We start from the raw sequence: 24868 nt of genomic DNA on the forward strand, positions 1-24868 counted from the left end.
CAAACTTTATTTATTTAATACCAACCTCGTCTAAAATAGTTAGTGACCGCCGCAAAATTCAAGATTAAAGTAAAACGGATTCTTCTACCATAATCATTAAATGAAGGCTCGAAACCAAGTGAAGACTGCAAAGGAAAATAAATTTCCAAAAAATCGGGAATAATTTTTAATTTGACCCCGCTATCCCAAATAAATGCAGGAGCTTGAAGCTTATTCTTATAAACGCCTGCATCCACATAAACATTAAACATTTTCCAGACATGAGAATCTATATTTGCGCTGGTAATCCATTTGTTTACGGAATTACCTACGATAGATTTAAAACCTCCATCAGCCAAAATATATTGTTGTGAAAGCAAACCTGTTGTTGCACTTTGTCCCAATAAACCGTAAGAGAAAGAGTAGTTAGAAATTTTGGCAATACCATAATCAAAAAGATCATTTCTGGTTTTATTGCTAAGAAAATATCCGGCAAAAAATCTGAAACTAATTTTTTTGTTTTGTGCAAATTCCCATCTGTAAAAAGCTTCAGCAGAAATTTTTTGAAAATCTTTCATCCCTTGAATATTCGCACTAATGGATTTTTCATGAATTAATTTACTGTCTCCATAGCTGTAACCAAGGCTAAATAAATCATATTGATTATAATCTAAAGAACTTGTTCTTCGTGGGTCTAGATCTTTGTCAAAATAGGAATAAGACACGCCTAAGTTCCTACTAATGGTACTTCTTGGGTCCTTTGTGAAACTGATATTTGCAAATGCAGAATATTTCTGATACGCTAAATTATAATCATAATGAAAATAGGAACCAGAAAAACCAATTGTCAAATTTTGATAAAAACTTTCAGGTGGCAGAAAACTATAGGAAACTCCTCCTGTTCCTGCGATACTGTTTGTTCCGGAGCTGTAAAACGGTGAAATAGAATAGATAAATGGCTGATCAAAAAGAGATTTATTCCTAAAATTTAAACCCAAAAGGATTTTATCGTACGCATTAAATGATAATTTAGGATTAAGGTAAATCTCATTATACTCTGGATTTGGAATATCCTGAAAAAATTTTAATTTTATTTTCTTCATGTTAGAGAATAAACCTCTTGTATAAATGTAATTATCCCGATAGCTCTTTTCAGGGAAAATATAACCGTCATTAATAGTTACTTTATCTGCGTTTTGTTGCGGAACAATGTATTTAATATCACTTTTCTCTGAGGGAGTATCGTAATAATAAGTGTGCTTTTCCCCGGATTTTGTTTCAGTTTCTAATTTAAATGGTAATGCTAAATCTGTATTTTTCTTAATTCTGATTTGAAAATTGTTCCCGACTTTTTGGTAACTTTTAAGATTGAAATTATCTCTGTTTTTATGTTGAATAAAAGTTTCCAGGAAAGAAGAACTGTATTGTGATTTCACCGCAAGCTGATCCAGAAAGTCTTTAGTATTAATTCTTTGGTTAATATTTTTGATAAAATAATTCTGTAAAAGTGTCGTAAATTTTCCATCACCCATCTTTTGAGCTACAAAATTAAACAGACTTCCCATCTCGAAATTACTGATGGCCATTTCATTAAAATTACTGAGATCAGTGTAAGGAGTTGTGATTTTTTGATCTAGATTTTTAGTTAAAATATAATGATAAGCCAAACCGTAGCGCTCAGTTAATTTTAAATCTGACGCATAAAAATATTTTAAAGGTTTAAGTCCAAAAACCTTCACTTCATCTGGTAATTGCCCCAAAAGTTTAGTCTCTTTGTAATATTTATTTAAATATTCTATCTCAAGATACGTTTTCAGTCCATTTTTAAACCAATGGTCTTTGCCTTTTTCAGTGATAAAGCTTTGATTCAAAATATTCTTAGAAATTAAACTGAAATAATCTAAATCTATTTTTTGAGGATCTGTAAATAGCTGGTATTTAAATTTCCAAAATTTAATGTCATCATTGCCAAAAAAATTTTCTTTTTCTTTAAATTTTTCGTCAATAAAAATTTTGCTGGGTAAAATCCCAATTCTATTTTTGATAAATTGAAGTTGCAGCGGCAGATAAAACTCAAGATTTTCCCGATCTTCACTTGAAATTGGATAACCAAAACTTATCGATATTTCTTGATTTTCGATTTTAAATACAAAGATGTTTGCTCGCATTTGATGAGACAGCAAAATTTGCGGATCAACTGTCAATTTGCCTTTGAAATGATTTTCGTCCACACTTTGCAAATTGGTGAGGGCTTTGAAATCGGTCGGATGATCTAATGTTATATTCCAAAAAGTTCCTGCGTTTTGCGTTTCTTCAATATCTTGAAAATATCTTGAGTATTGATTTTTGTCTTCAAATGTATCAGGAACGATGAAAAAATATTTTAGAGAAATTTCATCTTTAGAAAAACCATATTCCGTAAAAGTTTTTAAGGGAAGATCAAGTGTATATTTTAACTCTATTTTAAGAGATTTCCCGGCTTCCAGTGGTTTTTTTAATTTTAAGTAAAAATTTTCCTCATTTAAATTTTTAATGTTCAGGGTTTCACTATCTATCAAAATAGAGAGGTTTACTAAACGTCCCAAATCATCCTTTTTAGCAAAATGTAAATCGCTTTTTCGGTCTTCTATTTTTCTGAAAGATAAGGGGCTTTTTGGATTTTCATAAGCTGCTATCCAGTTTAATAGCTTTATTTTTGAAATACTTTCGCCTAGATTATTATTATAAATGATGGTTTGTTTTACCTTCAAAACCCTTAAATCTGAACTCAAAACTGCTTTTACAGAAATAGTATCTTGCTGTGAAAAAATTGACGTGTAACCGAGAAAGAAAAAAAGAAAAAAAATGAGGTTTCGCATTGCATTTAATGATTTTCAAATATAATTGTAATAAAGCAAAAAATCATCGTTTCCAAAAAATTTTCTACCTTTAATATCAAATACGTTTTTACCTTGAAAATCAGATTTTTAAAATTTATTTTTATTTTTTTTCTGAACGTTTGCTTTAACCTAAATGCTCAAATACAAGAAACCACGCGATTGTTGAATGTGGATTCTACAAAAGAAACTATTATAAAAAGATTTCAACCTCCAGTTAATTACACTTGGGTTTCACAAATGCCAAATTCGTTTGGCAGTTATTTAATTAATTTTCCGCTTTATCCAAAAAATTTCCCAGTTAGGGATTTTCGTGGGATACCTATTCAAAAACAATATAATCACGCTGCAATTTTAAATATTGATGTAGGAGAAAAAGATTTGCAACAATGTGCTGATGCATGGATCCGCTTGTATGCAGAATATTTATTTGCCCAAAAAAGATTCAGCGAAATAGGTTTTGAGTTTACAAGCGGTCAATTTTTATCCTGGAAGGATTATGAAAAGGGTGTTAGAACTGAGGAAATAAAAAACCGTGTGAAATTTTTAAAAAAGGCAAAATTTGATAATTCTTATCAAAATTTTAGAAATTATCTAAATTTGGTTTTTAATTATGCTGGAACAATTTCACTTAATAACGAAAGTAAATCAGTCATTAAAAATGAAGATATAGGAGTTGGTGATTTTCTTATAAAACCCGGAAGCCCTGGACATTCTGTGATAATTGTGGGTGTTTCAAAAAGTTCTTCTGGTAAAAAATTATATTTATTGGCAGAAAGTTTTATGCCCGCACAAGACATTCATATTTTAATAAATCCATTAAATAAAAAAATATCACCTTGGTACGAATTAGATGTAAATTCTGTCCAAACAATAACTGCAAAATATATTTTTAAGCCGACTTCAATTAAAAGGTTCCGCAATAAGAACTTGCACTAGGTGAAAGCAAATTTGGATGAAATTTTCTTATAAAGAATTTGTGTACGCATTCCAACCTACAATTTTATAATCTAAAGCCGCTTTTTCACTGTCATCTGATCTATAAATACCACGTCCCACAATTATAAAATCCGTTTTTAAATTTTCAAAAACATGTTCTGGCGTGTTATACTGTTGTCCTTTATTATCGCCTTTTGATCCTATGTTTACACCTGGTGTAAATAGTAAAAGTTCTTCAGGAATCGTATTTTGCGATACGCCGCCCATTACATTTGGGTGAGAAATTGCAATTTTTAAAGCTTCTTCGCGGTAATTAACATCCGTTAAAGCGCCTTTAGAAGACATTCCTAAAATAGCGACAACACCCACATTTAAGAAATGATCAAGTGAGGCAAAACCACCAATAACATGTGAGGTCACCAAATCTGCCCATGATGAAATTTTATAAATCCCATTGGAGAATTGCAATTCCTGCGTGTTCCCGATGTCGGCAAACTTTCGATCTTCCATTAAAAGGAAATTATGCTTTGCTGCTAATTCTTTTAATGGAATAATGGTAGAATCAAAGTCAAAATCTGTCAAAATATCAATATGCGTTTTAAGCGCAACGATATTTGGACCGACTTTTTCGGCTAAATCTAAAAGCTCTTTAGTCGTTAAAACATCGGCTGAAACTATTAAATTTGATTTTTTATCAATGCTTATTTTAAGAATTTTTTTCGCCGCTTCATGGGTTGCATTTTGGAATTTTTGCTCATAAGTCAGACGTTTTTCTTCTTCAAATTTCACTACATTTCCGGAAAGGAAATCAGTAATTCTCGTAATCTCTTCTTCAGAAATTAAATTATTTTTCCGTAAAACTTCACAAACTTCTGTAATATTAAAAAGTGAATGAACTTTAAAACCTTTTTCTTCCAACATTTCTTTACCGCCTTGTTCTCTGTCTAAAACAACGACAATATCTGACACGGAAATTCCTTCATTTTCAATTTCCGGAATGGTTTCTAATAAAGATTTTCCACTTGTAATGACATCTTCAACTAAAAGACAGTTTTGACCTTTACTAAAAATACCTTCAATTAATTTTTTTGTGCCGTAAGTTTTTGCTTCTTTTCTTTTGATAATTAAAGGCAATTCACTTTCTAAAGACATCGCCGTTGCCATCGGCAAAGCCGCGTAAGGAACGCCGCAAATGATGTCAAAATCTTTAAAACCAACAAAGTTTAATAAATAATTTGATAGTTTTTTTAAAATTTTTGGATCTGACGCCAATGGTCTTAAATCTACATAGAAAGGACTTTCGATCCCACTTTTTAAAGTAAATTTTCCAAATTTAATGATGCCTAATTGATAACATTCTAATAAAAAACTCTCCTTTTCACTCATAATTTTTACTTTTACGCAAATTTAAGATTATAAATTTTAATTTGTTTAAATAAATAAAAAAGTAGCTAAAATATTTAGTCTTCATTTTTTTACTTTATTCTTGAAAGTATTATCTTTGAAAGGTTTTTAAAAAATATATTACTATGAAACGATTTTACCCAATACTTTTTTTACTGATTTCTATCTTGTCTTTCGGTCAAGTTGATGAAAAGAAACTAGATAATTTAATTCAAAATACTTTAAAAACATTTGATGTTCCTGGCATGTCGGTGGGGATTATAAAAGATGGTAAACTCATTTATGCAAAAGGATTTGGTGTTTCGTCATTAACCACAAAAAAACCAATGAATGAAAATACTTTGGTCGGAATTGCTTCTAATTCTAAAGGTTTCACCGTGACTGCTTTGGCGATGCTCGCAGATGAAGGAAAATTAAATTGGGACGATAAAGTTTCTAAATATATTCCTGAATTTAAAATGTACGACGCTTATCCAAGTCAGGAAGTCACGATAAAAGATCTGGTAACGCATCGCGCTGGTCTTGGTTTGGGCGCAGGTGATCTAATGTTTTTCCCGGAAGGCGGATCGCTTTCCGTAAATGATATTGTAAAAAATATTAAATATTTAAAACCAACTTATTCATTTCGCGACGGTATGGAATACAATAATGTGATGTTTATTGTTGCAGGAGAGGTAATTCACAGAGTTTCTGGATTAGAATGGGCAGACTTTATTGAACAAAGAATTTTGAAACCAGTTGGAATGACTTCAAGTTTTGGAAGTTATAACCGTGCAAAAAATATTACAAATAAAATAGATGCGCACGCACCAATTAATGGAAAAGCAGTTCAGGTGCCACACGACTGGAATGAAACTGCAAACGCAGCAGGTGGAATCATGAGTAATATTAAAGATATGACGACTTGGGCAGATTTCTTAATGAATGGTTGGACGACAAAAGAGGGTAAAAAATTAGTTTCCGATAAACAGATTCAGCAAATTTGGGAAATTCAGCGTCCAATTTCTGTGGCTTTAACAAATCCCTATGACACGCATTTTTATGGTTACGGAATGGGTTGGTTTTTGAGCGATGTGAAAGGTCATTTTCAAGTGCAACATACGGGAGGATTGATTGGAACGGTGACGCAATTTACTTTAATTCCCGATATGAAATTAGGAATTGTGGTTTTGACAAATCAACAAAGTGGTGCGGCTTTTAACACGATTACAAATACCGTAAAAGATTCCTATTTAGGTTTGGAAGATAGAAATTGGCTAAAAACTTATGGCGACAGAATGCAAAGTTATGGTGCAAAAATTGTGAAAGGAAAGGCAGAAGTTTTTGCTAAATCTGATGCTTTTGCGAAAACTAATTTGGAGCCAAAGGATACACAATTCCTAGGAACTTACCATGACCAATGGTTTGGTGACGTTGCAATAAAAAAAGAAGGAAAAATGTACCGTTTTTATCCTAAAAATTCACCGCGCTTAAATGGAACGCTATTACCTTATTCTGAAAATACTTTCATTGTGAAATTAGATAATGCAAGTTATGACGCCGACGAATTTATTATTCTTAATTTTGATAAAAACGGCAACGCGACTTCTGCTAAAATGAAACCAATTTCTGATGTCACAGATTTCAGTTTTGATTTTGGTGATTTGGATTTGCAAAAAGTGAAATAGAAGATTTTTACGATAAAGTCAAAAGGATTTGATTTTAAAATTATTTATTACTTAATATTTTTAATGACTCTAAATCGCATTCGGTTTATAAAATGCTACTAAATTTTTGGTAGCATTTTCAAATTCTGACCATTGTTGGCAATCAATATTAAAAACAGCAATGCCACAAGTAGGAAAGTGAATGAGACTTTCTGATAAGGAATTAGCAAAATTAGAAATACCATTATTGTGAGAAAAAGTAGCGACAGAATCATTTTTGTCATTTAATGAGAAAATCACAGATAAATAATTTTTCTCTGATGGATGGTATAATTTGTCCGCCGTTTCGAAAGAGGAGTGGTAATATTCTGTAAAAATCTTACAAGTATCCACCGTTCTTTTTGCAGAACTTGTTACAAAATAATCAATTTTAATAGCTTGTTTTACTAAAAATTCAGCCATTTTATGAGCGTCTTTTATTCCGGTTTCTGCTAAAGGTCGGTCAAAATCTTCTGTGTTTTCTGGCCAGTCACTCTTTGCATGGCGAATGAGTATCAATGTTTTCATAGGTTTAACGGTTACTAGTCCACTTTTTAAAAGCAGCATTAAAAAAATTACAATAATTAAATTTATAAAAAATTCTTGAGGTATTTAAATAAAGAAAACTATTATAATTCATGGTTTTACTAAATTTTAGTAAATTTGCAACTGAATGGGAAAAGCGCTTGCAATAGATTACGGAAAGGTGAGATGTGGTTTGGCTGAAACCGATGATTTAAAAATTATTGCCAGTGGATTACCAACTGTTCAAACCGTTGTATTGTTTGATTTTTTAAGTAATTATTTAAAAAATAATTCAGTAGATGAAATCGTAATTGGACAGCCATTAGACTTAAAGGGAAATCTTTCTGCAATTGAAAGCGAAATTTTAAAATTTATAGAAAAATTTAAAATTGATTTCCCCGCGATAAAAGTTTTCCGTTTAGATGAAAGATTTACCTCAAAAATGGCGAGTTTTTTCATTAGCCAAAGTGGAAAAAGTAAAAAGAAAAGACAAGAAAAAGGATTAATTGATAAAGTAAGTGCAACTATAATTTTGCAAAACTTTTTAGAACAGAAATAGAAATGATATTACCAATACGGGCATTTGGAGACCCGGTTTTAAGAAAGAAAGGAAAGGAAATTTCTAAAGATTATCCAGAGTTAAAAACATTTATCGCAAATATGTTTGAAACGATGGACGATGCAAATGGAATTGGTTTAGCGGCACCACAAGTAGGTTTAGATATTCGATTATTCGTGGTAGACTTATCGCCTTTAGCTGAAGATGAAGATTATGCTGACATTGCAGAAGAATTAAAAAGTTTTAGAAAAGTTTTAATAAATCCTACGATGCTTGAGGAAACTGGTGAGTTGTGGAAATTTAATGAAGGTTGTCTCTCAATCCCCGATATTCGGGAAGATGTTGCGAGAAATGAAACGATCACAATTGAATATTTTGATGAAAATTTCAAGAAACACACCGAAACTTTTTCAGATATGCGTGCGCGGGTGATTCAGCACGAATATGATCATATTGAAGGGGTTTTATTTACCGATCATTTAAGTTCTTTAAAGAAAAAAATGATTAAAGGTAAATTAGTGAAAATCTCTCAAGGCGAAGTCAATGTGAACTATAAAATGAGATTTCCAAAGTAAGAAATTTCAATAAAAATATTTAGATAAAATTTAATAAAAAAAAGATATGCAATTAGAAAAAATAATCTCAATTTCTGGAAAACCGGGACTTTTTAAATTGGTTTCTCAGTTAAAAAACGGTTTCATAGTTGAAGATATTACGACTCACAAAAAAGCCAGCATTTCTAATTCTTCGCAGGTTAGTTTATTAGACAATATTGCGATGTTTACTTTTGATAAAGAAGTTCCTTTGTTTGAAGTTTTGGAAAATGTAGCTAAGAAAGAAGATTATAAACCAACGATTTCTCATAAATCTACGGACGCCGAATTAAGAACTTTCATGGACGGCGTTTTACCAAATTATGACAAAGAGCGCGTTTATGTTTCGGATATTAAGAAACTAACGCAATGGTATAATTTATTAGAAAAAGCCGGGTATATTTCTCCGGAAAGTTTCGTAAAATCGGAAGAAGAATCTGAGGAAGAAACTATTGTGACTGATAAAAAAGATGATAAAAAAGCAGTTCAGAAAAAGGAAAAAACAGTTACGCCAAAAGTAAAATCTTCTTCTTCTGCAAAATCGACTGCGAAAAGTACGCACAGAAAAATGGGATAAAAAATGAATTATTAGTAATAAGTCATTAACAATATGTAATTTAATTCGGCAAAGTTTTACTCTTTGCCGTTTTTTTTTAATCTGTAACCGGATAACTGCAACCCAAAACCTTAAACAAAAAAAGAAATGACCTCCAAAGAACAAAAACTTCAATTGTTTTCCGACCTTTTAGATATTATGGATGAGCTTCGGAAAAAATGTCCGTGGGATCAAAAACAAACGCTTCAAAGCTTGCGTACATTAACTTTAGAGGAAGTTTACGAATTATCTGAGGCTTTAATTAAAGAAGATTTATTAGAGATTAAAAATGAATTAGGTGATGTTTTGTTACACTTAATTTTCTATGCAAAAATTGGTGAAGAGAAAAATGCTTTTGATATTGGCGACGTCATTAAATCTTTGAGTGAGAAATTAATTTTCCGTCATCCTCATATTTACGGCGACGTTGAGGTGAAAGATGAAGAAGAGGTAAAGCAAAACTGGGAAAAATTAAAATTAAAAGAAGGAAATAAATCAGTTTTAGGCGGCGTTCCAAAAAGTTTGCCGGCTTTAATAAAAGCCTACAGAATTCAGGAAAAAGTAAAAGGAATTGGCTTTGAATTTTATAATGCGGAAGACGCGTGGAAAAAAGTAGATGAAGAATTGGAAGAATTTCATGCAGAAACTGATCTAAGGAAAAAAGAAGAAGAACTTGGCGATGTGTTTTTCTCTTTAATAAATTATGCCCGAATAAATGGCTTAAATGCCGATTCTGCTTTAGAAAGAACCAATAATAAATTTTTGGAGCGCTTCCAATTAATGGAAAAAATGTCTGTTGAAAAAAATGAAAATCTTAGCGATTTAAGTTTAGAACAAATGGATGTTTATTGGGAAAAAGCGAAAGAGGAATTGCGGAATAAATAAATTAATCAGTTTCGATTTTTATTACATTTTTCTTTTTTAAATACAATCTAAAACAAATTGCCGCCGCAATCAACATAAAAAAGCCACCTAAAAGAATGGTTTTATTGGTTTCACCGTAGAAATATTTTTTAGTCAGCAATACTAATAAAAATGCGGCAGCAACTTGCGGAATTACCGTTGAAAAGTTAAATATCGCATAATATTTTTCAGGATCTTCTTCTGCCTCAGAAATCTTGTCTACCATTAAATAAGGAATCGTGCTAATGCTACTCCAACCTACACCGATTAAACCAAACGAAAGGAGTAAAGTGAAAGGCGATGCGAAAAAATAGATTGAAATTAGACCAAAACTTCCGACCATTAATGCAATAGAATGTATTAAATAAGCATCGTATTTTTTAATATATTTATGCAAAAGAAAAGCGATTGACGTTCCTAAAATACTGTAAAGCGCGAAATAGATTCCGACCCAAAAAGTAGCAGTTTCCAAATTCTGTTCATTGTTTCCCACTTTAAAAATATATTTTGCCACGACAGGAACACTATAGATCCACATTGCAAAAAGACCGAGCCAAGTGAAAAACTGAATGATGAAAAGTGGTAATAACTTTTTAAACTTATATGAATTTGTGGTCATTTTCAAAAGAGTAATTTGAAATTAATTGCAATTCAAAGCTAATAAAATAGGAGAAATTTTTCGCAAAATTTAATCACAGTAATTCTAATCAATCGAGAAATAAAAAAAATCCTGAAAATTATTTTTCAGGATCTTTAAAGTCTATTTTCTTTTAGTCTATCATCTAAAAGTTTTTTTATTATTTCATCTTTTCTGCGTCAGCAACAAACTGCGCTAAACCTCTGTCAGTAAGCGGATGATTTAACAAATTTAAAATTGAAGGAAGGGGAGAAGTGATCACATCTGCACCAATTTTCGCACAATTTACAATATGCATCGGCGAACGGATTGAGGCTGCGAGAATCTCACAATCATAATCATAATTATCAAAAATAATGCGTATTTCTTCAATTAAATTCATTCCGTCAACTGAAATATCATCTAGTCTTCCCAAAAACGGAGACACATAATTTGCGCCTGCTTTTGCTGCCAAAAGTGCTTGTCCAGCAGAGAAAATTAAAGTACAATTTGTTTTAATTCCTTTATCAGAAAAATATTTTAAGGCTTTTACGCCATCTTTTATCATCGGAATTTTCACCACAATATTTTTGTGAATTTTTGCTAATTCTTCACCTTCCGCAATCATTTCTGTATAAGTTGTAGAAAGAACTTCCGCAGAAATATCGCCATCCACAATTTCGCAAATCGTTTTATAATGGGCGTTTATCGCGTTTTTTCCGCTGATTCCTTCCTTTGCCATTAAAGATGGATTGGTTGTTACGCCATCCAAAATTCCCAAATCTTGCGCTTCTCTTATTTGGTCTAAATTCGCCGTGTCTATAAAAAATTTCATTTATTTATTTTTAGAATTTAGCAAAGATAAGTCAATTTTTTAGGAGCAACAAGCTTGTTTTTCTGTTTCAAACGTCGTCCAGCTTTCTCTACAATCTTTCATTGCGAGCCGAAGATTTGTCATTGCGATCAAGCGAAGCAATCTCACAATAAAAGTATTTTCTTTCCATCTGGGCTATTTCGAGGTTTTATTTTTTCTTTCAACTAATTTTTATTTTAAAATTTTAAATATATTCTTATAATATATATTAAAATAAATTTCAAAAAACTAAATTTGTTGTAAACTATTACCTAAAAACATGAATCTTCTTCTCGCTTCAACCTCTACAATTTACGGCGGCAATTATTTAGAGTATTTAACTGAAGAAATAAAAATATTATTTCAAAATATAGATGAAATCTTATTCATTCCTTTTGCCAGGCCTAGCGGAATTTCTCATGAAGATTATACAGAAAGGGTGGCGGAATTTTTTGGAAAATTAAATATCAAAGTAAAAGGTCTGCATGAATTTGATGATAAAACAAAGGCAGTAAATGGGGCAAAAGCCTATTTTACAGGTGGCGGAAACACGTTCTTATTAGTGAAAACTTTGCATGATCACGGAATAATGAATATTTTAAAATATAATGTAGAAAGTGGAAAACCCTATTTGGGAACAAGCGCAGGAAGCGTAATTGCTACTTTGGATATGAAAACTACGAATGATATGCCGATTGTTTATCCGAAAAGTTTTGATTGTATGGGTTTAGTTTTATTTAATTTAAATGCTCATTATTTAGATGTAAATCTTAACCTGAAGCATAACGGTGAAACTCGCGAAACGAGAATTAAAGAATTTCTCACGCAAAACGACACAAAAGTCGTCGGCTTGCGTGAAGGCAATTGGATTAGAAGTATTAATGATAAAATAACTGTAGAAGGACCAGGAACAACCAGGGTTTTTGAAATCGGAAAAGAACCTTATGAAATTGAAAGTGGAAGTTTAGTTTAATTTAAAATTATAAATTCGATTTTAAAACGATATAGCGAATTTAAAAAGCTAGATTTGTAATATTGATGCTTTAATCAAAATAAGGTTTTATTAATTCTATTAAAAAATCTGGACAAGCGCAAATTTTTTGTGTTTGCGAATTCAAGAAATATAAAGTGGTTTTAGCTTCAGTAATTTTTTCTTTTTTTGGGTTATAAATTTCATATTCAAATTCAATTCTTACACCGGGAATTTTTTTTATAAAAGTGTGGATTTCTAAAATTTCATCATAAAAAGCTGGCTTTAAATATTTTATCTGATAGTGAGAAACGGGCAACCAAAAACCGAGTTGTTCTATCGCTTCGTAAGACTTTCCAAGTGAGCGAAAAAGTTCTACTCGGGCAGCTTCAAGGTACGCGGCGTAGTTGCCATAATAGACATATTTCATGGGGTCGGTTTCGGCGTAACGGACTCTTAACGTGTGTATTGTGTGTATCATATTAAAGTGTTAAACAAGACATACAAATATATTTTTAAATAACCAATAGTGCAAATATTTTTTTTTATAATTAAAAAATTAGATATTTGTGTAAAACTAAACTTAACTATAAAAACTTGTATTTCTGTACACAAACATGAATGAAAATTTAGACTTAATTTGGGAAAAATGCCTGCAATTTATGCGGGACAATCTCAATGCTGCGGAAGACCATACCGACATAAAAAAATTAGAAAACTCCTTCGATTTATTGTTTGATAAGGTCCAACCTTTATCTTTGGAAAATTTTAATTTGACCTTATTGGTTCCCAGTGATTTTTATAAAGAATACATAGAAGACAATTATTTAGCGCTACTTTCTGCGGCGCTGAAAAAAAATATTGGTAAAGGTGTAAAATTATGGTATTCCGTGATGGAAAATAAACCGCAAGGTAAAGAACAAGCCATTACAATGAATTTAAAAGGTAAAACTACAGTTTCGCCAAAGGTTCAGCAAACAAGACCACCTTCTGTTTCTAGTAATTTAGTGAATCCATTTGCCATTCCAGGGATGAAAAAAGTGGAAATTAATTCTAACCTAAAAGCAGATTTTTCTTTTGACAATTACGTGGAGGGTGAAAGTAACAAATTTGCGGCAACAGTTGCAAAATCGATTGCCAAAAGACCCGGTTCTACTGCCTTTAACCCTTTGTTTTTGCACGGCGGTTATGGGGTTGGGAAAACGCATTTAGGTCATGCGATCGGTTTAGAAGTTAAAGCTTCCTTCCCAGAAAAAGTGGTACTTTATTTATCTTCTGAAAAATTTATTCAGCAATTTATCTCTGCGGCGAAAGCCCGTAAACAAACAGAATTTTCAAATTTTTACCAAATGGTAGATGTTTTGATCATTGACGATATTCAGTTTTTATCCGGTAAATCTGCGACGCAGGATAGTTTTTTCCATATTTTTGATTTTTTACATCAAAATGGCAAACAAATAATTTTGACCTCCGATAAAGCGGCAGTTGACATTATGGATATTCAGGAAAGAATTGTTTCCCGTTTTAAATGGGGACTTTCAGCGGAAATAAAATCTCCCGATTTTGACACAAGACGAAAAATTATCGTTGACCGTTTAAGTCGTGACGGAATAGTTTTGACAGATGATATGCTAGATTTTTTAGCCGCTGAAGCGCAAACAAATGTTCGTGAATTGATCGGAATTATTAATGCTGTAATTGCCTATTCTACAATTTATAAGTCAGAATTAAGCTTAGAACTTTTAAAAGATACCATATCGAAAATTGCGTGCAGCAAGAAAAAAGTAATTAATATTCCCTATATTCAGGATGTTGTTTGTGAATACTTTGGCATCAAAAGAGAGCAGCTTTTATCCAAGACCAGAAAAAGAGAAATCGCTTTACCAAGACAATTGGCAATGTATTTTTCGAAGGAATACACCAACGCAACTTTTACAAAAATTGGCGAAGAAATGGGCGGGAAAGACCATTCAACTGTGATGTACGCTTGCGACACAATTCGTGATGTTGGAAAAATGGATAAAGAAATTAAAAAATATTTAAAAGATTTAACCGAAAAAATTAAAAAATAATTGATTTAAATTCTACTTTAATTTATAAATACAAAACCTTTCAAAATATAATATTTGAAAGGTTTTTTTAATCTAAAGAAAAAATGAAAATATTAATGGTTTGCTTAGGAAATATTTGCCGAAGTCCTTTAGCAGAGGGAATTTTAAAATCAAAATTGTCAGATGATCATGTTGTAGAATCTGCGGGAACAATTGATATGCACCAGGGAAATTCCCCGGATCTGCGATCTATTGAAGTTGCAAAAAAACATGGAATCGATATTTCTAAACAGAAATCAAAACATCTACAAAGTTCAGATTTAGAGGATTATGATTTAATTTTCTGCATGGATAGAAGTAATTTAAAAGATGTAAAATCTCTGACTACAGATAAAGATCAGCTTCAAAAAATTTCCTTAATCTTAAATGAAACAGAAGTTCCAGACCCTTACTGGGGAACGGCGAAAGATTTTGAAAACGTATTTCAACTTTTAGATAAGGCGTGTGAAGAAATTGTGAAAACTTTTAAAAATTAATTTATAATTTTACATTTTAAAATAATATTATGCTTTTCCTAATTCCCGCTTATTTATCGCCTGAAACGCCAAAAGATTATTTTGGAAAAATAATTTCTGAATATATTTTAAAAACAGATTATTTCTTTGTTGAGAATGAAAAACCCGCGCGGAAAATCATCAAATATTTTTGTCCAGAAAAAAAACAATCAGATTTAAAATTATTTATTGTTGATAAATATTCTAAAAGTTCAGATTTTATGGAGGCGCAAAAGTTATTGAGAGAAGGTGTAGATTTTGGTTTGCTTTCAGATGCAGGTTTGCCTTGTATCGGCGATCCGGGAAACATTGTGGTAAAATTTTGCCATGAAAATAAAATTCAGGTTATTCCTGTTAATGGGCCAAGTTCTTTTGTTTTAGCTTTGATTGCAAGTGGTTTTAATGGACAGGAATTTACCTTTAACGGTTATTTGCCTATTGAAAAATCAGAAAGGAAAGGGAAAATTAGTTTTATTGAAAAATTGGTACTTAATACTGGTTGTACCCAAATATTTATGGAAACACCATATCGGAATTTGTCTTTATTTGAAGATCTATGTAAGATCCTTTCACCGCAAACAAAACTTTGTATTGCAGCAAATATTAATCATCCGACTGATGAATACATCAAAACAATCCAGGTAAAAAATTGGCCAAAAGAAAAACCGAATCTTCATAAGATCCCAACCGTTTTTCTCATTGGAAAATAATTAAAAATAACTTTAACACCAATTAACAAAACCTTTGCATCATTCTTGAATATTAGTCTGCAAATAAATTATTATGACAGACAAAAAATTAGCAGGCATTTGGATGGACACAGAAAATGCGATCGTAGTGAAAAATCACGATATTGAAAGCGCTTTTAAATTTTTCCTTTGTGATCCTGTAAAAAGAATTGTACAAGGTGGAAATTCTAATGAAAAAAATGCAAATAACGCAGAGCAAACTAATACAGCGAAATTTTTTAAGGATTTGGAACATTTAATTATAAATACTGAAGAACTATATTTAACTGGAACTGGTGATATTCAGGAACAATTTAAACACCATTTGGCAGAAACTGCACAATTCAAAAATTTAAAAGTAGAATTAGGAACCGATCAGAAAATGAGCGACGAACATTTTCTAGAGCATGTAAAACAGCACTTTAACGCATAGTAAATACTTAAAAACTTTAAAAAAATCCGTACTGATTTATTTCTAGACGGATTTTTTCGGTTAATTTTTTTCGTGATTGTGTCTGGTGCCAGTTAAAATATTAGGAAAGTAGGTGTCAGAAAGATGTTCAAATTCGTCACCCCGCATAAACATTGATGCATCTATTTCGCTGTAACAATGTCTGCCTGTTGCAGCAATTAATTCATTACAAGTATGCAATGTATTTTTATGAAAATGAAAAACACGTTCGCTTTTATCATTAACGTCTAAACCTTTTATTAGCATTTTATCTTGCGTTGCAACTCCCGTTGGACAAGTATTTGTGTTGCATCTTAAAGCTTGAATACATCCCAAGGCAAACATAAAACCGCGTGCATTATTACACATATCTGCACCCATCGCAATAGCGCGTAAAATATCTAAGGAAGTCAAAACTTTTCCGCTTGCGATCACACGCATTTTTTTACGCACATTGAATGCTTGCAATGTATTATTGACAAAAATTAATGCGGGTTCTAATGGCATTCCTACACCGTCTGAAAATTCTGGTGGAGCAGCTCCCGTTCCACCTTCTGCGCCATCAATAGTTATAAAATCTGGATAAATTTTCATAACATTCATTTGCTCGCAAATATCTTCAAATTCAGTGGTATCACCAATACATAACTTAAAACCAACAGGTTTTCCACCGCTTAAATTTCTAAGTTCTGAAACGAATCTCAGCAAACCGCAAGCATCTGAAAAAGAAGAATGTCCAGGAGGAGAAAGAATTGTTATACCCGGTCTTACGTGACGGATCTTTGCAATTTCTGCTGTATTTTTTACTCCAGGTAAAACACCACCATGTCCAGGTTTTGCACCCTGTGATAATTTTATTTCAATCATTTTGACATTCGATAAAGTGGCATATTTTTTAAATATTTCTCCCGAAAATGTTCCATCTTCATTTCGACATCCAAAATAACCGGTTCCAATTTGCCAGCATAGATCTCCGCCACCTTCTAAATGATAGGGAGAAATACCACCTTCACCAGTGTTGTGATAAAAATTTCCTTTTTTTGCACCGCGGTTTAAAGCGACGTGCGCTCTATCACTTAGAGCTCCAAAACTCATGGCAGAAATATTAAACAGCGAGGCATCATAAGGTTGTGAACATTGCTCATTTCCTACAATAACGCGCGGTAATTCTTCTGAAGGACTTTTCGCATATATTGAGTGTTTTAAACCTTCGTATTTTCTTTGGTTGATTTCCAATTGTGTTCCAAAAGGCACCGTGTCACTCAAATTTTTTGCACGGCGGTAAGCTGCAGCTCTTTGGTTTCTTGGGAAAGGTTTTCCATCTGTTTCACGCTCGATAAAATACTGTTGCATCTCAGGCGAAATTTCTTCAAAAAAATACCTGAAATAACCCAAGACCGGGAAGTTTCGAAGAATAGCGTGTTTACTTTGAGTCAAGTTATAAAGACCGAGTAAATAAATAGATCCCAGTAAAATAGGAATCCAATAATGGGTTTTTATAAGAAGTGAAATTGTTAAAGTAAATACTACTAAAACGGCACCCCAAATTAAAAATTTATTTCTCATTTTTTAAATTTTTACAAAACTACCACATTATTTAAATATAGCGCTTTTTGCATTAATTTAATAGAATAATTGAATTTTTATTGAAAATGTTTTATAAATATACTTTACTTAAAGAAAATCTTATAATGTAATTTAAACTTAAGTTTTTAATAATTGGCAGATGGAAATTAAAAAATAGAATTTTTCAATGATTTTTTGAAACGAGTATATCGATACTCAAACCTTTTCAAGAAAATTTGAAAAACTGAAATTTACTGAAACCGTTCCGTCTTCTTCAACTTTATTTAATTCTAATTCTTCAATTTCATTAACAAATTTTTTATTGAAAGGTTTTTTAACGCGCACGTAATTCTCGGTAAACCCAAACATAAAACCATTTTTATTTTCGTGCTCCCAAAGTACAGGCAAAGTTTTTCCCAATTGAGTTTGGTAAAAAGCCATTTTCTTTTTCTCAGATAAAATTCTGAGCATTTTATTGCGGCGTTTTCTTTCTGGAATTGGCACTGGATTTTCCATAGAAGCCGCTTCCGTATTTTCCCGTTCAGAATAAGTGAAAACGTGTAAATAACTGATTGGAAGCGAATTTAAAAAATTGTATGTTTCTAAAAAATGTTCCTCGCTTTCACCCGGAAAACCGACTATCACATCAACTCCAATACAAGCATTTGGTAAAACTTCTTTTATTTTTGAAATACGGTTGTAATAGAGATTTGTAAGATACCGGCGTTTCATTTTTTTTAGTAAATCATCGCTGCCAGATTGCAAAGGAATGTGAAAATGCGGCACAAATCTTTCACTTTGTGCGACTAAATCAATACAACTGTCATTTAGTAAATTTGGTTCGATGGATGAAATACGGATTCTTTCGATCCCGTCAACTAAATCTAAAGCAGAAATCAGTTCTAAAAATGTATGTTCGTGTTTTTTATTTCCAAACTCACCTTTTCCGTAATCACCAATATTTACGCCTGTTAAAACAATTTCTTTTATATTTTTTAAAGCAATTTCTGTTGCATTTTTTACGACGCTTTCAATAGTGTCTGACCGCGAGATGCCTCTTGCCAATGGAATGGTGCAATACGTGCATTTATAATCACAGCCATCCTGCACTTTTAAAAAGGCGCGGGTTCTGTCCCCGATGGAATAACTGCCAATAAAAAAATCTGCTTCTTCGATTTCGCAGGAATGAACTAAAGCGTGATTTGTGGCTTTTTCTAAATCTTCAAGATAACTTAAAACATTGAATTTTTCTTTAGCACCTAAAACCAAATCCACACCTTCAATTGCGGAAATTTCTTCAGGTTTTAATTGGGCGTAACAACCGATAATGATTACCAAACCTTCCGGATTTGCCTTTAAGGCGCGCTTTACGTGAAGTTTACATTCTCTGTCCGCATTTTCTGTAACGGAACAAGTGTTAATAATATAAACCTGCGCCACTTCATCAAAATTTACTTTTTCATAACCAGAATCAGTTAATTGCCGGGCAATAGTAGAAGTTTCTGCAAAATTAAGTTTGCATCCTAATGTATGAAAAGCCGCTTTTTTAGTAGTAATTAAATCCATAATTTGAGATGCAAATTTACAAAAGAATTTTTTATTTATTTAATTGTAAAAAAGCAGATCTTCAAGTGATTTATTTTAAAAATCTTAGTTAAAAACCTTTACCTTTGAAATGTATAAATTTCAGTTCCAAATTATTTAGTAATAGCCAAACTGTTTATACCAAATTTTTCGTATATATGCGTATGGATTGTAAAGTAACTTCTTTTATGGAAGATTTAAACTCTTTGAATATTGAAAATCTTCAAAAATGGTTTAATGATGAGAGCAGAATATGGATTCCGCCAGCAGGCGAAGTGATTGGTGTTAGACGAATTATGGCCTTGTTTAGAGCAATATTCAGAAAATATGAAAAATTAGAATGGAACGTTGATGAAATTTTCCATTTGGGTAATGGTAAATTTTTTTATGAAACAATGTCTAAAGGAACTATCGCAAATAAGGGAATTTACAGTAATCAAATTTGTACTATCGTTTCTTTTGCAGAAAATGGAAAAATAAAATTTTTGTCTGATTATTTTAAAGACACTTCGTGTTTTAAATAATAAAAATAGTTTATAGATATTTCAAAGCCTTTTTACGAAGGCTTTTTTTTATTAATTTATTTTAAAAAAAATTAAAATATTATATTTGTGATTCATAAAAACAAATAGCCAAAAATGGATTTTAAAAATTTCAAGATGCCATATAGCATCGATAATCAATTTTCTGAAAAAGTAGTCTATTTCTCTATGGAATTTGCCATAGATCAAGCATTAAAAATATATTCCGGTGGTTTAGGATTTCTTGCAGGTTCCCACATGAGAAGTGCCTATAATTTAAAACAAGATTTAGTAGGAATCGGTATTTTATGGAAATTTGGTTATTACGACCAAGACAGAAATCACGATCAAACTTTACTTCCGACCTGGACTAGAAAAATGTATAGTTTTTTAGAAGACACGGGAATTAAATTTCAAATCGAAATTCACAGCGCACCGGTTTGGGTAAAAGCCTATTACTTAAAACCCGATACTTTTGATACGGCACCGATGTTTTTTTTAAGTACCGATGTTCCCGAAAATGACCATATTTCTAAAACGATTTCTCACCGTTTGTATGACGCAAATGAATCTACAAAATTAGCGCAAATGATTTTGCTTGGTAAAGGTGGAGCAAAACTTTTAGACATGATGAATTTCGAACGAGACGTTTATCATTTAAATGAAGCGCACGGTTTGCCGGCAGCATTTTATTTGTTAAATAAATATGGTGGCGATCTAGAAAAGGTAAGAGAAAAATTAGTTTTTACGACTCATACGCCAGAAGAAGCAGGAAATGAAAAACACAATCTGCATCTTTGTTATGACATGTCCTATTTCTGCGGATTAAATATTGAGGCTGCAAAAAAAATTGAAGGGTTTAATGATGATCGCTTTAATCATTCACTTTGCGCTTTAAAAATGGCAAGAATTTCTAACGCAGTTTCTCAACTTCATGGCAAAGTTTCAAGAGAAATGTGGAATAAATATCCAGATATATGCGAAATAAAGGCGATTACGAACGCGCAAGAATTTAAATATTGGGCGGATCATCCATTATATAAAGCAAAAGAGGAAAAAGACAATAAAGGTTTTGACCAACGGAAAAAACTTTTAAAAAAGAGAGCGTTTAAAATTGTAGCCGACCAAACGGGAAATCTATTTAATCCGAATATTTTTACAATCGTCTGGGCGAGACGCTTTGCAGGTTACAAAAGAGCAGATTTGCTTTTGCATGATAAAGAACGTTTTGAAAAATTATTAAATAATCCAAAATATCCGGTTCAAATTATTTGGGCAGGAAAACCTTATCCGATGGATTATTCTTCGATTTCTACGTTCAATTCTTTAGTGGAAGCAAGTAAAAATTACAAGAATATGGCAGTTCTAACTGGTTATGAGTTGGCGTTAAGTAAAAGTTTAAAGCAAGGTTCAGATCTGTGGTTAAATAATCCTCGCGTTCCAAGAGAAGCATCAGGAACTTCTGGTATGACCGCATCAATGAATGGTTCGGTAAATTTATCTACCGATGATGGTTGGATCCCAGAATTTGCAAAAAACGGTGAAAACTCTTTCGTGACGCTACTTGCAGATTATAATAATTTGAGTATTTATGACCAAGATCAATTTGACTTAAATAATCTTTATGATGTTTTAGAAAACGAAATTTTGCCAATGTATTATGACGAGCCAAAAAGATGGCGCGAAGTGGTAAAAAATGCAATGAATGACGTTAAAGATCAGTTTAATAGCGATAGAATGGCGACAGAATATTACGAACAGATTTATAGAAAATAGATTTAAAAATTGTCAAATATTAAAAATCCACGAAAATATAATTTTTCGTGGATTTTTAATTATTCCAAATTTCTAATGTCCGTACATTTTATCGTAAAGGTCAAGATATTTTTCTTTTACCGCTTTTCTTTTTAATTTCAAAGTCGGCGTAAGCAAACCGTCTTCTACAGACCAAACATCTGGCGTTAATTCAATTCTTTTTATCTGTTCCCATTTGCCTAAATGGCTATTATATTGTTCTAATTCTTTTTCTATTCTAGCTTTAATTTCTTGATTATTACACAAATCTTGATTAGTATCTCCAACAGTTACATGGTGAATTTTCGCCCAATTTCTAACCATCTCGAAATTTGGTTGTACTAACGCGCAAGGCATTTTTTCACCATCACCGACAACCATTATTTGTTCAATAAATTTCGAGGCTTTTGCCGCATTTTCAATCACTTGTGGCGCAATATATTTCCCACCACTGGTTTTAAACATTTCTTTTTTGCGATCGGTAATAAATAAGAAATTATCTTCATCTAAGTGTCCAATATCTCCAGTCATAAAAAAGCCATCTTTAGTAAAAGATTCTTCATTTTTATCATCTGCTTTAAAATAACCTTTCGTTACAGAAGGTCCTTTTACAATGATTTCGCCATCTTCCGCAATTTTCACCTCTAAATTCGCCAAAGGTTGACCAACAGAACCGATTTTTAATTTGTCAAAACTATTAACAGAAATTACGGGTGAAGTTTCTGTTAAACCATAACCTTCCAAGATAGGAATTCCCGCTGCGTGAAACATGATATTTAATCTTTTAGATAAAGCTGCAGAACCGGAAACCAGAGTTAAAATGTTCCCACCTAAACCGTCCCGCCATTTGGAAAAAACTAATTTATCAGCAATCCAGTGTTTGAAAGTTTTAGATTTATTAATGTCATAATTCTCTGCGATTCCAACCGCCCAAAGGAAAATTTTCGCTTTTAAACCACCGGAAGAAGTTCCTTTGCTATAAATAGTATCGTACACTTTTTCCACTAATCTTGGGACAACGGTCATGTATTGCGGTTTCACTTCACGTACATTATCACCAATTTTATCAATGCTTTCTGCGAAATAAATTGAAAAACCATTATAACTGTAAATGTAATAGATCATCCTTTCGAAAACATGACAAATTGGTAGAAAACTTAAGGCTTTCATATCTTTATAATCAATTTTTAACCGTGGAATTCTGGGATTTGAAGCTAGAACATTTGAAACAAGATTTCGGTGTGTCAGCATCACGCCTTTTGGTTGGCCTGTAGTTCCTGAAGTGTAAATTAAAGTTGCCAAATCTTCTTCATTTATAGATTTTTTTAAATCTTCCACTTCCTCTTGCGTGGCATCATCTTCGCCTAAATCTAAAATTTCCTTCCAACTTGGTGCACTTTTAACATCATCAAAGCAAAAAATTCCTACTAAGGAACTCACACTTTTTTGAACATCTATCAATTTATCATACAATTCTTTATCTGATACAAAGCAATACTTAATTTCTGCATTATTAAAAATATAAATATAATCATCCACGGAAATAGTGGGATAAACTGGAACAGTGATTACACCAATTTGTGAAATACCCAAATCCATAATACACCATTCTGTGCGATTTGTAGTAGAAATTAAACCAATTTTATCGCCCGGTTTAATTCCTAATTTTAATAATCCGCGGGAAACCTTATTTCCTTGATTCACAAATTCTAAAGTAGAAGTTTTTTTCCATTCTCCATTTTTCTTGGTGACTAAAAAATCATCCTTTGGAAATTTTTCCAGAGAATTATGGGCAAAATCAAAAAGTCTCGTAATTGACATATTTATTATATTTAAAAAAGATTGGTATTTATTTTGACTATTAAGTAAAAATATTAAAATTATCGGTATAAATCAAAAAATAAATTTCTTTTAATGTTTTTACTATTTATCGTATTTTTACAAAGTAACATTAAAATTATTTTATGGACTTTAATTTATCCGAAGAACAACTCATGATCCAGCAAGCAGCGAGAGATTTTGCACATACAGAACTTTTAGCTGGCGTCATTGAAAGAGATACAAATCAAAAATTCCCAACCGAACAGATTAAAAAAATGGGGCAACTGGGTTTTATGGGGATGATGGTCGATCCAAAATATGGCGGCGCAGGAATGGACAGTATTTCTTATGTTTTAGCAATAGAAGAGATTTCTAAGGTTGATGCTTCTGCAGCAGTTGTAATGTCTGTAAATAATTCCCTTGTTTGTGCGGGAATAGAAAAATTTTGTAATGAAGAGCAAAAACAAAAATATTTAAAACCTTTAGCAAGTGGCGAAGTTATTGGTGCTTTTGCGCTTAGCGAACCTGAAGCTGGATCTGATGCGACTTCGCAAGCAACCACGGCCATTGACAAAGGAGATCATTATCTTTTAAACGGTACAAAAAACTGGATTACAAACGGTTCGACTGCAACATACTATGTAGTTATGGCACAGACCGATGTTTCCAAAAAGCACAAAGGAATCAATGCATTTATTGTGGAAAAAGGTTGGGAAGGTTTCACTGTGGGAAATAAGGAAGATAAATTAGGAATCAGAGGTAGCGATACATGTTCTTTAATGTTTACTGATGTGAAAGTCCCAAAAGAAAATAGAATAGGAGAAGATGGTTTCGGATTTAAGTTTGCGATGGCGGTATTAAACGGTGGTAGAATCGGGATTGCATCACAAGCCTTAGGAATTGCCAGCGGCGCTTATGAATTGGCGCTAAAATACGCGCAACAAAGGAAATCTTTCGGCACTGAAATTATAAATCATCAGGCAATTGCATTCAAATTAGCAGATATGCACGTGAGTATAATGGCGGCGCGACTACTTTGCTACAAAGCAGCGTCGGAAAAAGATGAAGGAAAAGATATTTCTGAAAGTGGTGCGATGGCAAAACTTTATGCATCTCAAGTTGCCATGGACACGACTATTGAAGCTGTTCAAATTCACGGTGGATACGGTTATGTAAAAGAATACCACGTAGAAAGAATGATGCGTGATGCCAAAATTACCCAAATTTACGAAGGAACTTCTGAAATCCAAAAAATTGTAATTAGTAGAAGTATTTCCAAAAAATAGTGTAAATTTATTTCG

At 32.1% G+C, this 24868-nt stretch carries 23 protein-coding genes; 14 read left to right on the plus strand and 9 right to left on the minus strand.

Annotation, left to right across the window (positions count from 1 at the left end):
* Positions 1–14: 14 nt before the first annotated feature.
* Positions 15–2837 (minus strand): aminopeptidase, encoded by a 2823-nt coding sequence (locus ACVBED_RS00580; protein ID WP_447120657.1) that lies wholly within the window; start codon positions 2835–2837, stop codon positions 15–17.
* 189 nt (positions 2838–3026) lie between these two features.
* On the opposite strand from ACVBED_RS00580, the gene ACVBED_RS00585 reads away from it, so the two are divergent.
* On the plus strand, positions 3027–3794 hold the full coding sequence (locus tag ACVBED_RS00585) for a DUF4846 domain-containing protein (protein ID WP_447120658.1): 768 nt from the start codon (positions 3027–3029) through the stop codon (positions 3792–3794).
* A 27-nt stretch (positions 3795–3821) separates the two neighbouring features.
* On the opposite strand, the gene pyrF is transcribed toward ACVBED_RS00585, so the two are convergent.
* On the minus strand, positions 3822–5180 hold the full coding sequence (gene pyrF / locus ACVBED_RS00590; RefSeq protein WP_473094326.1) for an orotidine-5'-phosphate decarboxylase: 1359 nt from the start codon (positions 5178–5180) through the stop codon (positions 3822–3824).
* A 143-nt stretch (positions 5181–5323) separates the two neighbouring features.
* On the opposite strand from pyrF, the gene ACVBED_RS00595 reads away from it, so the two are divergent.
* Positions 5324–6865, plus strand: a complete 1542-nt coding sequence (locus ACVBED_RS00595) for a serine hydrolase (RefSeq protein WP_473094327.1) — start codon at positions 5324–5326, stop codon at positions 6863–6865.
* 69 nt (positions 6866–6934) lie between these two features.
* Here the strand turns inward: ACVBED_RS00595 and ACVBED_RS00600 are convergent, their stop codons facing one another.
* Positions 6935–7411 (minus strand): SixA phosphatase family protein, encoded by a 477-nt coding sequence (locus ACVBED_RS00600; protein ID WP_473094328.1) that lies wholly within the window; start codon positions 7409–7411, stop codon positions 6935–6937.
* A gap of 145 nt (positions 7412–7556) precedes the next feature.
* On the opposite strand from ACVBED_RS00600, the gene ruvX reads away from it, so the two are divergent.
* The 4 genes from ruvX (at position 7557) to mazG (ending at position 10040) form a co-directional block, all read left to right on the plus strand.
* A complete protein-coding gene (gene ruvX, locus ACVBED_RS00605) occupies positions 7557–7967 on the plus strand; it encodes a Holliday junction resolvase RuvX (RefSeq protein WP_447120663.1) in 411 nt (136 codons plus the stop codon).
* A 2-nt stretch (positions 7968–7969) separates the two neighbouring features.
* Positions 7970–8542 carry a peptide deformylase gene (gene def, locus ACVBED_RS00610; protein WP_447120664.1) on the plus strand — a complete coding sequence of 191 codons (573 nt, stop codon included), beginning with the start codon at positions 7970–7972 and terminating at the stop codon, positions 8540–8542.
* A gap of 46 nt (positions 8543–8588) precedes the next feature.
* On the plus strand, positions 8589–9137 hold the full coding sequence (locus ACVBED_RS00615; RefSeq protein WP_447120665.1) for a DUF5606 family protein: 549 nt from the start codon (positions 8589–8591) through the stop codon (positions 9135–9137).
* 126 nt (positions 9138–9263) lie between these two features.
* Positions 9264–10040, plus strand: a complete 777-nt coding sequence (gene mazG / locus ACVBED_RS00620) for a nucleoside triphosphate pyrophosphohydrolase (RefSeq protein WP_447120666.1) — start codon at positions 9264–9266, stop codon at positions 10038–10040.
* Position 10041: 1 nt separating this feature from the next.
* On the opposite strand, the gene ACVBED_RS00625 is transcribed toward mazG, so the two are convergent.
* Both ACVBED_RS00625 and fsa read right to left on the minus strand, forming a co-directional pair.
* Positions 10042–10677 carry an MFS transporter gene (locus ACVBED_RS00625; RefSeq protein ID WP_473094329.1) on the minus strand — a complete coding sequence of 212 codons (636 nt, stop codon included), beginning with the start codon at positions 10675–10677 and terminating at the stop codon, positions 10042–10044.
* Between the two features lie 178 nt (positions 10678–10855).
* A complete protein-coding gene (gene fsa, locus ACVBED_RS00630) occupies positions 10856–11509 on the minus strand; it encodes a fructose-6-phosphate aldolase (RefSeq protein ID WP_473094330.1) in 654 nt (217 codons plus the stop codon).
* 298 nt (positions 11510–11807) lie between these two features.
* Between fsa and pepE the strand changes: the two genes are divergently transcribed.
* Complete coding sequence (gene pepE, locus ACVBED_RS00635; RefSeq protein WP_473094331.1) at positions 11808–12500, plus strand: dipeptidase PepE; 693 nt, start codon at positions 11808–11810, stop codon at positions 12498–12500.
* Positions 12501–12570: 70 nt separating this feature from the next.
* Here the strand turns inward: pepE and ACVBED_RS00640 are convergent, their stop codons facing one another.
* Complete coding sequence (locus ACVBED_RS00640; RefSeq protein WP_447120668.1) at positions 12571–12978, minus strand: acyl-CoA thioesterase; 408 nt, start codon at positions 12976–12978, stop codon at positions 12571–12573.
* 136 nt (positions 12979–13114) lie between these two features.
* On the opposite strand from ACVBED_RS00640, the gene dnaA reads away from it, so the two are divergent.
* The 4 genes from dnaA to ACVBED_RS00660 all read left to right on the plus strand — a co-directional run bounded on the left by dnaA (position 13115) and on the right by ACVBED_RS00660 (position 16263).
* A complete protein-coding gene (gene dnaA, locus ACVBED_RS00645) occupies positions 13115–14569 on the plus strand; it encodes a chromosomal replication initiator protein DnaA (protein ID WP_473094332.1) in 1455 nt (484 codons plus the stop codon).
* Positions 14570–14652: 83 nt separating this feature from the next.
* Positions 14653–15084: a low molecular weight protein-tyrosine-phosphatase gene (locus tag ACVBED_RS00650; RefSeq protein WP_447120670.1), complete on the plus strand. Its 432-nt coding sequence runs from the start codon at positions 14653–14655 to the stop codon at positions 15082–15084.
* A gap of 29 nt (positions 15085–15113) precedes the next feature.
* Positions 15114–15812 carry an SAM-dependent methyltransferase gene (locus ACVBED_RS00655; RefSeq protein ID WP_447120671.1) on the plus strand — a complete coding sequence of 233 codons (699 nt, stop codon included), beginning with the start codon at positions 15114–15116 and terminating at the stop codon, positions 15810–15812.
* A 73-nt stretch (positions 15813–15885) separates the two neighbouring features.
* Complete coding sequence (locus ACVBED_RS00660) at positions 15886–16263, plus strand: hypothetical protein (protein ID WP_447120672.1); 378 nt, start codon at positions 15886–15888, stop codon at positions 16261–16263.
* 60 nt (positions 16264–16323) lie between these two features.
* Here ACVBED_RS00660 and ACVBED_RS00665 read toward each other — a convergent pair whose 3' ends face one another.
* Positions 16324–17847, minus strand: a complete 1524-nt coding sequence (locus ACVBED_RS00665) for an FMN-binding glutamate synthase family protein (RefSeq protein WP_447120673.1) — start codon at positions 17845–17847, stop codon at positions 16324–16326.
* Between the two features lie 216 nt (positions 17848–18063).
* Positions 18064–19413 carry a tRNA (N(6)-L-threonylcarbamoyladenosine(37)-C(2))-methylthiotransferase MtaB gene (gene mtaB / locus ACVBED_RS00670; RefSeq protein WP_447120674.1) on the minus strand — a complete coding sequence of 450 codons (1350 nt, stop codon included), beginning with the start codon at positions 19411–19413 and terminating at the stop codon, positions 18064–18066.
* A gap of 206 nt (positions 19414–19619) precedes the next feature.
* On the opposite strand from mtaB, the gene ACVBED_RS00675 reads away from it, so the two are divergent.
* Together ACVBED_RS00675 and glgP are read left to right on the plus strand one after the other, a co-directional pair.
* On the plus strand, positions 19620–19955 hold the full coding sequence (locus ACVBED_RS00675; protein ID WP_447120675.1) for a nuclear transport factor 2 family protein: 336 nt from the start codon (positions 19620–19622) through the stop codon (positions 19953–19955).
* A 114-nt stretch (positions 19956–20069) separates the two neighbouring features.
* Positions 20070–21728, plus strand: a complete 1659-nt coding sequence (gene glgP / locus ACVBED_RS00680) for an alpha-glucan family phosphorylase (protein WP_473094333.1) — start codon at positions 20070–20072, stop codon at positions 21726–21728.
* A 72-nt stretch (positions 21729–21800) separates the two neighbouring features.
* Here glgP and ACVBED_RS00685 read toward each other — a convergent pair whose 3' ends face one another.
* A complete protein-coding gene (locus ACVBED_RS00685) occupies positions 21801–23567 on the minus strand; it encodes an AMP-dependent synthetase/ligase (RefSeq protein WP_447120676.1) in 1767 nt (588 codons plus the stop codon).
* Positions 23568–23710: 143 nt separating this feature from the next.
* Between ACVBED_RS00685 and ACVBED_RS00690 the strand changes: the two genes are divergently transcribed.
* Positions 23711–24853, plus strand: a complete 1143-nt coding sequence (locus tag ACVBED_RS00690) for an acyl-CoA dehydrogenase (protein ID WP_473094334.1) — start codon at positions 23711–23713, stop codon at positions 24851–24853.
* The last annotated feature ends 15 nt before the right edge of the window (positions 24854–24868 follow it).

The organism is Halpernia sp. GG3, from assembly GCF_052976925.2.